The 8,570-nt window shown below is 62.8% G+C and carries 11 protein-coding genes; 2 read left to right on the forward strand and 9 right to left on the reverse strand.

Translation table 11 applies throughout. The annotated features are described in order from the left end of the window. The 4 genes from ACPYOI_RS33175 to ACPYOI_RS33190 all read right to left on the reverse strand — a co-directional run. Positions 1-879, reverse strand: an 879-nt coding sequence (locus ACPYOI_RS33175; protein WP_481423966.1) for a pirin family protein, incomplete at its 3' end; no start/stop codon positions are given. Positions 880-949: 70 nt separating this feature from the next. Further along, positions 950-1,717: an SDR family NAD(P)-dependent oxidoreductase gene (locus ACPYOI_RS33180; RefSeq protein ID WP_481419773.1), complete on the reverse strand. Its 768-nt coding sequence runs from the start codon at positions 1,715-1,717 to the stop codon at positions 950-952. An 83-nt stretch (positions 1,718-1,800) separates the two neighbouring features. After that, positions 1,801-2,052: an exodeoxyribonuclease VII small subunit gene (locus tag ACPYOI_RS33185; protein WP_047507965.1), complete on the reverse strand. Its 252-nt coding sequence runs from the start codon at positions 2,050-2,052 to the stop codon at positions 1,801-1,803. 2 nt (positions 2,053-2,054) lie between these two features. Next, a complete protein-coding gene (locus ACPYOI_RS33190) occupies positions 2,055-2,990 on the reverse strand; it encodes a histone deacetylase family protein (RefSeq protein WP_481419774.1) in 936 nt (311 codons plus the stop codon). Positions 2,991-3,151: 161 nt separating this feature from the next. On the opposite strand from ACPYOI_RS33190, the gene ACPYOI_RS33195 reads away from it, so the two are divergent. After that, the gene (locus tag ACPYOI_RS33195) at positions 3,152-3,553 is read left to right on the forward strand and encodes an acyl-CoA thioesterase (protein ID WP_481419775.1); all 402 of its coding nucleotides are present in this window, start codon (positions 3,152-3,154) and stop codon (positions 3,551-3,553) included. Between the two features lie 101 nt (positions 3,554-3,654). Here the strand turns inward: ACPYOI_RS33195 and ACPYOI_RS33200 are convergent, their stop codons facing one another. From ACPYOI_RS33200 to ACPYOI_RS33210, 3 genes are read right to left on the reverse strand one after another with little or no spacing between them, the layout of a single operon-like run. Beyond that, positions 3,655-4,218: a biotin transporter BioY gene (locus tag ACPYOI_RS33200; protein WP_481419776.1), complete on the reverse strand. Its 564-nt coding sequence runs from the start codon at positions 4,216-4,218 to the stop codon at positions 3,655-3,657. A gap of 24 nt (positions 4,219-4,242) precedes the next feature. Then, positions 4,243-4,851 carry an energy-coupling factor transporter transmembrane component T family protein gene (locus tag ACPYOI_RS33205; protein WP_481419777.1) on the reverse strand — a complete coding sequence of 203 codons (609 nt, stop codon included), beginning with the start codon at positions 4,849-4,851 and terminating at the stop codon, positions 4,243-4,245. Continuing rightward, a complete protein-coding gene (locus ACPYOI_RS33210) occupies positions 4,851-5,525 on the reverse strand; it encodes an energy-coupling factor ABC transporter ATP-binding protein (RefSeq protein WP_481419778.1) in 675 nt (224 codons plus the stop codon). The genes ACPYOI_RS33205 and ACPYOI_RS33210 overlap by 1 nt, the downstream gene beginning before the upstream one ends. A gap of 97 nt (positions 5,526-5,622) precedes the next feature. On the opposite strand from ACPYOI_RS33210, the gene ACPYOI_RS33215 reads away from it, so the two are divergent. Beyond that, positions 5,623-6,813, forward strand: coding sequence for a winged helix-turn-helix domain-containing protein (locus ACPYOI_RS33215; RefSeq protein ID WP_481419779.1), 1,191 nt, complete (start codon positions 5,623-5,625; stop codon positions 6,811-6,813). A 134-nt stretch (positions 6,814-6,947) separates the two neighbouring features. Here the strand turns inward: ACPYOI_RS33215 and ribB are convergent, their stop codons facing one another. Then, positions 6,948-8,051, reverse strand: coding sequence for a 3,4-dihydroxy-2-butanone-4-phosphate synthase (gene ribB / locus ACPYOI_RS33220; protein WP_481419780.1), 1,104 nt, complete (start codon positions 8,049-8,051; stop codon positions 6,948-6,950). 11 nt (positions 8,052-8,062) lie between these two features. Next, positions 8,063-8,570: chorismate synthase (locus ACPYOI_RS33225; protein ID WP_481423967.1), on the reverse strand; the 508-nt coding region annotated here is incomplete at its 5' end.

Here is an 8,570-nt window from a genome sequence, read left to right on the forward strand (position 1 = left end):
GATATCGAAGCGGCCGGTGCGCCATTCCTCCTTCGCCTTCTCGATACGCTCCTTGGAAGACGAGACGAAGTTCCACCAGATATAGCGCTTGGAGTTCAGGGCCGCACCCCCGAAGAGCATCAGATGACAGCCGGCGGATCCCGCTTCAAGCGTGATGGCATCGCCTGGACGGAAGACGAGCAGCTGATCCGCCGCAAAGCGATCGCCGGCGACGATGACTTCGCCTGAAAGCACATAGACGGCGCGCTCCTCATGAGCCGCACCGAAGGGAAACTTGGCACCGGGCGCGAAGGCGAGATCGGCGTAAAGCGTATCGGAGAAGACTTCGACCGGCGACAACAGCCCTTCGAACGAGCCGATCACGACCCGGCCCGTGACGCCGTCGTCATCGATCAGCGGCATGTCGCTCCTCTCCGTGTGAGCGAAGGCCGGATCGATCTCCTCCTTGTCGTCGGGCAGCGCCAGCCAGGTCTGAAGGCCGGAGATCGACAGGGGATGACCGCGCAGATTGTCGGGCGTGCGCTCCGAATGCACGATGCCGCGCCCGGCCGTCATCAGATTGATGTCGCCGGGGCGGATCACCTTTTCGGTGCCGAGGCTGTCGAGATGCCGGATTTCGCCGTCGAAGAGATAGGTGACAGTCGAAAGGCCGATATGCGGATGCGGCTTCACGTCGAGCGCCTCGTCAGGCTTCAGGATCGCCGGACCCATCCGGTCGAAGAAGATGAACGGCCCCACCAACCGCCGCTGCCGCGTCGGAAGGGCCCGCCGCACCTGGAAGCCACCGATGTCGCTCGTGCGCGGGATAATCAGGTTCTCGATCGCGTCGCAGGCGAAAGTATCGCCAGGCAGCGGGTCTTTACCGGGGAAGAAGGACATGAGGTTCTCCGAGCGCTGGGGTGCCGCCAGAAATAGCGCCTGGCGGACCGCAGCGAAAGGGGCCAAATTGTCAGATGGCCGTAAAGCCGTTGTCGACAAAGAGATGCACGCCGTTGACGAAGTTCGATTCATCGCTTGCCAGATAGAGCGCCGCCCTCGCGACATCTTCCGGTTCGCCGATCCGCCCCTGCTGCGCAGCGATCGCCGCATCGGAGACATCGACCCCAAGCGCCTGCAATTCGGTCACCTCCCGCAGCCCGTGCGGCGTGCGTATGAAGCCGGGGCAGACGGCATTGCAGCGGATGTTGCGGTCGCGGAATTCCACCGCAATCGCCCGGGCGAACATGTGCACCGCGCCCTTGGTCGTGTCGTAGAGCACCTCCATCGGCGTTGCCGCGACGGCGGAGATGGACGAGGTGCAGACGATCGACCCGCCGCCCGCAGCGATCATCTTCGGCAGCACGGCCTTGGTCATGAGGAACATCGAGCGGACATTGACGGCATGCAGCCAATCCCATTCCTCCAGCGTCGTTTCCAGGAACGGCTTGATGACGATGGTGCCGGCATGATTGAAGAGTACGGTTACGGCGCCATAGCGCTCCTCGACGCCGGCAACAGCAGCATTCACCGCTTTTTCGTCGGAGACGTCGGCAACCCAGTAGTCCGCGTCACCGCCTGCATCGCGGATCGCCGCTGCTGTCTGCGCCGCCGCCTCGCTATTGCGGTCGATGATCGCGACGCGTGCGCCTTCGGCCGCAAACAGCTTTGACGCTGCGCCGCCCATGCCCGTCGCGCCGCCCGAGATGATGGCAACTTTACCCTTCAGCCTGTCCGTCATTCAACCGTTCCCCCTGTTGTGACCAGGCGGATGTTAGATCGACGGCCTGCTTCCGGCCAGAGGTTCGGGGAATGTTTTGCGGGTCAGGCCCCGTCCAGCGGCTCCACGCCCTGCGGCTTGCCGGCGCGGTCGAGCCTGATCTTCTCGATGCGGTTTTCGGCGGCCGAAAGCAGGGTTTCGCAGTGCTTCTTCAGCGCTTCGCCGCGCTCGTAGATCTCGATGGATTCGTCCAGCGCCACGTCGCCGCGCTCAAGGCGGGCAACGATGCTTTCGAGTTCGGCAACTGCCTTCTCGAAGGAAAGACCGGAAACCTCCGGCTTGGCGTTGTCAGTCATACTCAACCCTTCATCAATCGAAGCACATGCAGGCCCGCCGATTCGGCGAGTCCTTCCAGATCATACCCGCCTTCCAGCAGGCTGACGACCCGGTTGGAGGCACTTTTGTCGGCTATCTCCAGAAGTCTGCCGGTCGCCCAGTCGAAATCCTCGCCGACAAGATTGATCTGCGCCAGCGGATCGCGGTGATGCGCATCGAAGCCCGCGGAGATGATGATGAGATCCGGCCGGAAATCGGTGAGAGCGGGAAGCACGCGCGATTTGAACGCCTCGCGGAATTGCTCGCTGCCGACGTTTGGAGAAAGCGGCGCGTTGACGATCGTGCCGTGCTTGCCCGTCTCGTCCTTGGCGCCGGTGCCGGGGTAGAGCGGCATCTGGTGGGTCGAGCAGAAGAGGACCGAACGATCATCCCAGAAGATGTCCTGCGTGCCGTTGCCATGGTGGACGTCCCAATCGACGATGGCGACGCGCTCGGCGCCGTGGCGTTTCTGGGCATGGCGGGCGGCAATCGCGGCATTGTTGAAGAAGCAGAAGCCCATCGCCGTCGTCTTTTCGGCATGGTGGCCCGGCGGACGGGCGGCGACGAACACGTTGTCGGCCTGGCCGGTGAACACGTCGTCGACCGCTGCGATGGCCGCCCCGACGCCTGTCAGCGCTGCCTGCAGGCTCTTGGGGCTCGCATAGGTGTCGGCCTCGATCTGGTTGATCTCGCCGTCCTCTTCCGGGATATGGCGCATGACCGCGCGAAGATGTTCCTCCGGATGGGCAAGCAGCACGGCCTCTTCACTTGCCAGCGGCGCCTCCTTCCGGTCCAGCCGCGCGAAGTTCGGATGGCCGAGCGCGACGTTGATCGCTCGGACCCGGTCCGGCCGCTCCGGGTGGCCTGCGGGGGTGACATGCTCGAGAAAGATCGGGTGTTCGTAAAGGCGGGTGCTCATGCGGATACTCTTATGGCTTACGCCGGTCGGGATCCACACCAGATGGCGCGAATGTCGGCGATTTCAACATTCGCACGCTATCGTGACCGTTTGATCTCCACGGTTTACTTCAGCCTGCCCCGCCATTAGGCTTTGAGTATGGGATGGGGACAGGCAGGCATATGGCAAAGTCAAAACGCTCGAATGTAGCGGAAATACGCGTGCCCTACCGGGATGTGGACATGCAGGGCCAGATGTTCCTCTCGTGCTATATTTCCTATGCCGAAGCCGTACTTACCAATTTCTGGTCCATGCGGCCCCAATTGAGCGACGAGCCCATTTATACCGTCAGCAAGATTACCTGCCATCTGCACCGGCCGCTGCATTACGATGATATCGTGGAATTCACCCCCGCGGTCGACAAGATCGGGGTCCGTTCTGTGGGGTTCCTGATTGCCGTCGAGGTGGAAGATGAGCGCGCCGCCGAAGTCGAAATCATCTGGCAGGCGCATGAGCGTGAAGACCAGTCATTGACCGCGATCCCCGAGGAGACGCGCGACTGGCTTTATACTTTCCTCGACTAGAGCGCCGTGCGTCCGAATGGACGCACAAAGGACGCTCTACCTTTTTGAAACTAGAGCATCTTATCTGCACCCAAGGCGAGCCCACCTGAGTGCAGGATGCTCTAGGCGCGCGCGGGGAGCAACGGATAGCCCGCCATGACGGCGCGGCCGACGAGCGCTGCAACGAATGCCTTGATGACATCACCTGGGATGAAAGCCATCGAGCCGACGAAAGCCTGCCGAAGATCAAGCCCGGCCGCGACTGCCAGATAGGCGATCCCGCAAGCATAGAGAACGACGATGCCGCCGATCATCGACGCGAGGAAGAAGCCGACCGTCTGGACCAGACCGGACTGCTCCGCCCTTACCAGGCGCTCGCTGAGGTAACCTGTCACAAAGGCGGCAAAGAGCCAGCCGATGAGGAAGCCCGCTGTCGGTCCTGCAAAGGCAGCAAGACCGCCGCGGCCGCCGGAAAGAACCGGAAGGCCGATCGCGACCAGAACCTGAACGATCAGCACGGCCATCGCCCCGCGGCGCGCCCCAAGCACAACGCCCGCCATCATGACGCCGAGCGACTGGGCGGTGATCGGTACCGGGATGAAGCCGAGGGTGATCGGCGGCAGAATGCCGAGCGCCACGATGATGGCTGCGAAGAGGGCAGAGAGAACGAGGTCGCGGGTACTCATCATCGGCTCCATGTTCATAAAGTATTAACTGACATGCCGCCGAAAGCCGCGCGCGTCAATCGCCGCTGCGATGTTATCCGCATCCCTGAGCGTGAGAATGATGAGCGGCGCAAGCAGGGTGACCGGCCGCACCTTGATGCCGCGGGCGACGTGCGCCTCCTTGATCGCGTGGTAGCGGCCAAGGATTTCCGGCACGAAACGGACGACGAGCCCGACCGCCAGGCCGACATCATTTGCCGCCACCAGGCCGGCACGCTCCAGCGGACGGGCAAGCAGCGTGATCTCGTCGATGAATTCGCTGATCGTCGTGGTTGCCGTTACCGCGGCTGCAAAGAGCATGAGTGCCGTCAGCCGCAAAAGCGCCACGACGGCGGCATGCCATGGATTGAAGGCGAGGCTGAAAAGCGCCACGACGATGATCGTCAGCAGCACCGGTTTCAACCGCGCAAGCGCCCGGCCCGGCGGCAGGCCGAGGCTGAAATAGACGGCACCCGTCGCCAGCACGCCGAGCGAAAGCAGCGGAATGTTGCGGGTGACGAAGAGAGCAATGCCGAGGATCGCCAGCACAAGCAGCTTCGAGCGCGCCGGGAGCCGGTGCATGAAGCTGTTTCCTTCGAGATAAAGGGACTGCATCAGGCGACGATCTCCCGGTAGCGCGCGATTGCTTCGGCTGCGGGCGCATCGGCCGCGAGCCTGCCCTCGTGGAAAACAAGGACCCGGCCGAAATCGGCGATCAGTTCGAGGTCGTGGGTAATCACGATGGCATTTTCGGGCAGACCCTCGATGATCTTCTGCACGAGTGCACGGTTCCTGAGGTCCAGCTGGTTTGTCGGCTCGTCGAGGATCAGGATATTCGGGCCTGTAACGAGCACCGCCGAAAGGGCGGCGATCTGCAGCTCGCCGCCGGAAAGTTCGTGCGCCCGGCGCCGTGCAAGGTGAGCCGCACCGAACCTGGCGAGTGCGCCTTCCGCCTTCGTCTCGATCTCGGCTTTCGAAAGACCACGGCCCTTCAGCCCGAAGGCGATATCGTCACGCACGATCGGCAGGATGATCTGGTTCTGCGGCTGCTGGAAGATGAAGCCGACCTCGGGGAGGGTGGACCGCTCGCCGGCGGTGTCCCGTCCATTGACCATGACACGTCCTGCCGTCGGCTTCGTCAGCCCGTTGATGAGCCGCGCAAAGGTCGTCTTGCCCGACCCGTTGAGGCCGATCACGCCGATGCGGTTTTCCGTGAGGCTGAGGGTCAGCGGCGCCAGCGCTTCCCGCGCCCCGTAGCTGACTGCAGCCCCTTCGAAGCGGATGTCCAAATCATTCCCCTGTCACAGTCCGATGCTGCTTCTATAGCCGCAGCCGCAAAAGTGCAAAACAGGTGGCTAGGAACATTTTCCCGAATATGATGCTCTCATGACGAATCTCATTTCGAACAGCGACGCCCGCCGGATTTTTCTCGCCAAACAGGGTCTCGGCATGTCGCCGAACCGCGCCCTGACCAAGGCGGGGCTGCTGCAGCTGATCCATGACATCGGCTTCGTGCAGGTGGACAGTATCCAGACGGTCGAGCGGGCGCATCACCAGATACTCTTTTCCCGCAACCAGACATACAAGCGCGAGCATCTGACCGCGCTGCTGGAGAAGGACGGCGTGCTGTTCGAGCATTGGACGCACGACGCCTCGATCCTGCCCAGCGTCTTCTTCAAATATTGGAAGCACAAGTTCCGCCACGAGGAAGAGGTCATCATCGAGCGCTGGCGCAAATGGCGCGGCGAGGGTTTCGAGCATGCCTTCGACGAGACCTACGAGCGGGTGGCGCGCGACGGCGCTATTACGGCGCGCGAGATCAAAGCGGACGGCCACACCTCCGGCGGCTGGTGGAACTGGCATCCGAACAAGACTGCCCTCGAATATTTCTGGCGCACCGGGAAGTTCGCCATCGCCGGCCGCTCCAATTTCCAGAAGATCTATGATCTGGTCGAACGCGTCATCCCGGCCGAATTCCGCGATCCCGAAGTGAGTCGAGAGGACTTTGTCGACTGGGCCTGCCGAAGCGCGCTGAAGCGGCTCGGCTTTGCGACACATGGCGAAATCGCCGCCTTCTGGGACCTGCTCTCGCCGGATGAGGCGAAGGCCTGGGTAAGCGAGCACCGCGACGAACTGACGGAGGTCCTGATCGAACCTGCGCTCGGGGGCAAGCCGCGTCCCTCCTGGGTCTTCGCGGATTTCCCGCCCGCCGCCGGCGACTATCCCGAGCCTCCGGCTCGTATTCGCGTGCTGAGCCCCTTCGATCCGATGATCCGCGACCGCAATCGTACCGAACGCCTTTTCGGCTTCTTCTACCGCATCGAGGTGTTCGTGCCGGAGCCGAAGCGTGAATACGGCTACTACGTCTTCCCGCTGCTCGAAGGCGACAAACTGATCGGCCGCATCGACATGAAGGCTGACCGCAAGAGCGGAACGCTGGACGTCAAACGGCTATGGCTAGAGCCGGGCGTGAGAGCATCGGCCGGTCGGCTGGAAAGACTGCAGGCGGAACTGGAGCGCGTGGCGAAGTTCGCAGGGGTGGAGAAGGTTGTGCTGCTGGATGGGTGGAGGGGGTAGCCGCTTGCCACTTCTCCCCAGCGGAGAGAAGTGCCGGAGCGCCAGCGAGGTGATGAGGGGGAGCAGGATATGCCGAACCGCCCCCTCATCCGACCCTTCTGGCCACCTTCTCCCCGAGGGGAGAAGGGAAATCCTCAGCAAATCTCCGTCTTGGCGATCTTGATCCCAAAGCCCTCGAGGCCGACGTAGTGGCGCTCGCGGCTGGTGAGCAGCTTGATGGAGCTGACGCCGAGGTCCTTGAGGATCTGTGCGCCAAGGCCGATTTCCAGCCATTCGCTTTCGCGGCTCTTGGCTTCGGCGTGGGACTCGCGGTCCTGGCTGCGCGTCTTGCGGCCATTGTCGTAATGGCCGACGCCGACGGAGCCTTCGCGGAGATAGACGATGATGCCACGGCCTTCCTCGGCGATCTTCTGCATGTAGTGATCGACCGGGCTCTTCTTGCCGAAGAGGTCCTCGGCGACGTTTTCCGGATGCAGGCGGACTGGAATGTCGATCCCGTCGCGGATATCGCCGAAGACGACGGCGAGGTGCTGCATCGGATCCCAGGGCAGGGCGTAGGTATAGGCTTTGGCCTTGCCGAACGGCGTTTCGATGTCGAAGCTGGCGCCGAGTTCGATCAACGTTTCCTTGCGCTGGCGGTAGGCGATCAGGTCGGCGACCGAGACGAGTTTCAGACCGTGCTTTTCGGCGAAGTCGACCACCTGCGGGCCGCGCGTGACGGTGCCGTCGTCGTTGACGAGTTCGCAGATCACGCCGATCGGCGGCAGCCCGGCGAGCTTGCAAAGGTCGACGGCGGCTTCCGTATGGCCGGAGCGCATCAGCACACCGCCCTCGCGGGCGACGAGCGGGAAGATGTGGCCGGGACGGACGAAATCTGCCGGGCCGACATTCGGATTGGCAAGATTGCGCACCGTCAGCGTGCGGTCGTCGGCGGAAATGCCGGTCGTCGTGCCGTGCTTGAAATCGACCGAAACGGTGAAGGCCGTCGTGTGCGCGGAGTCGTTCTCGGCAACCATCGCGTTGAGGTTCAGGCGTTTTGCCTCTTCCTTCGGCATGGGTGTGCAGACGATGCCGGAGGTATGGCGCACGATGAAGGCCATCTTTTCGGGGGTGCAGTGGACGGCAGCGACGATCAGGTCGCCTTCGTTTTCGCGGTCGTCATCATCCATGACGACGACGATCTCGCCGGCTTCGAAGGCTCGGATGGCATCGACGACACGCTTCTGGTCATAAGGCATGGAGGTAGTTCCTATTTCAGTCGGCCGGTCTGGCCGCGGTCGCGGAGATAATGGTCAGCGATGGCGCAGGCCACCATGGCTTCGCCGATCGGCACAGCCCGGATACCGACGCAGGGGTCGTGCCGCCCCTTGGTGCGGATATCGACATTGTTGCCGTCCGCATCGATCGAGCGTCGCTCCGTGAGAATGGAAGAGGTCGGCTTGATCGCAAAGCGCGCGACGACCGGCTGGCCGGTGGATATGCCGCCGAGAATACCGCCGGCATGGTTGGAAAGAAACAGCGGTTTGCCGTCATTGCCCATGCGCATCTCGTCGGCGTTCTCCTCACCGGTGATCTCGGCCGTGCCGAAACCATTGCCGATCTCCACACCTTTCACGGCGTTGATGGACATCAGCAGCGAGGCAATATCCTGGTCGAGCTTGCCGTAGATCGGCGCGCCGAGCCCTGCCGGAACGCCCTCGGCCACGACTTCGACAACAGCGCCGATCGAGGAGCCGTTCTTGCGGATGGTGTCGAGA

This window comes from Rhizobium sp. SVR5-2C, from assembly GCF_056755115.1.

What these genes read in the sequence shown, in the direction of transcription:
- ACPYOI_RS33180 (WP_481419773.1), bottom strand. Translation starts at nt 1,717, where the DNA reads ATGACGGACAGGCTGAAGGGTAAAGTTGCCATCATCTCGGGCGGCGCG.
- ACPYOI_RS33200 (WP_481419776.1), bottom strand. Translation starts at nt 4,218, where the DNA reads ATGAGTACCCGCGACCTCGTTCTCTCTGCCCTCTTCGCAGCCATCATC.
- ACPYOI_RS33205 (WP_481419777.1), bottom strand. Translation starts at nt 4,851, where the DNA reads ATGCAGTCCCTTTATCTCGAAGGAAACAGCTTCATGCACCGGCTCCCG.
- ACPYOI_RS33185 (WP_047507965.1), bottom strand. Translation starts at nt 2,052, where the DNA reads ATGACTGACAACGCCAAGCCGGAGGTTTCCGGTCTTTCCTTCGAGAAG.
- ACPYOI_RS33190 (WP_481419774.1), bottom strand. Translation starts at nt 2,990, where the DNA reads ATGAGCACCCGCCTTTACGAACACCCGATCTTTCTCGAGCATGTCACC.
- ACPYOI_RS33215 (WP_481419779.1), top strand. Translation starts at nt 5,623, where the DNA reads ATGACGAATCTCATTTCGAACAGCGACGCCCGCCGGATTTTTCTCGCC.
- ribB (WP_481419780.1), bottom strand. Translation starts at nt 8,051, where the DNA reads ATGCCTTATGACCAGAAGCGTGTCGTCGATGCCATCCGAGCCTTCGAA.
- ACPYOI_RS33195 (WP_481419775.1), top strand. Translation starts at nt 3,152, where the DNA reads ATGGCAAAGTCAAAACGCTCGAATGTAGCGGAAATACGCGTGCCCTAC.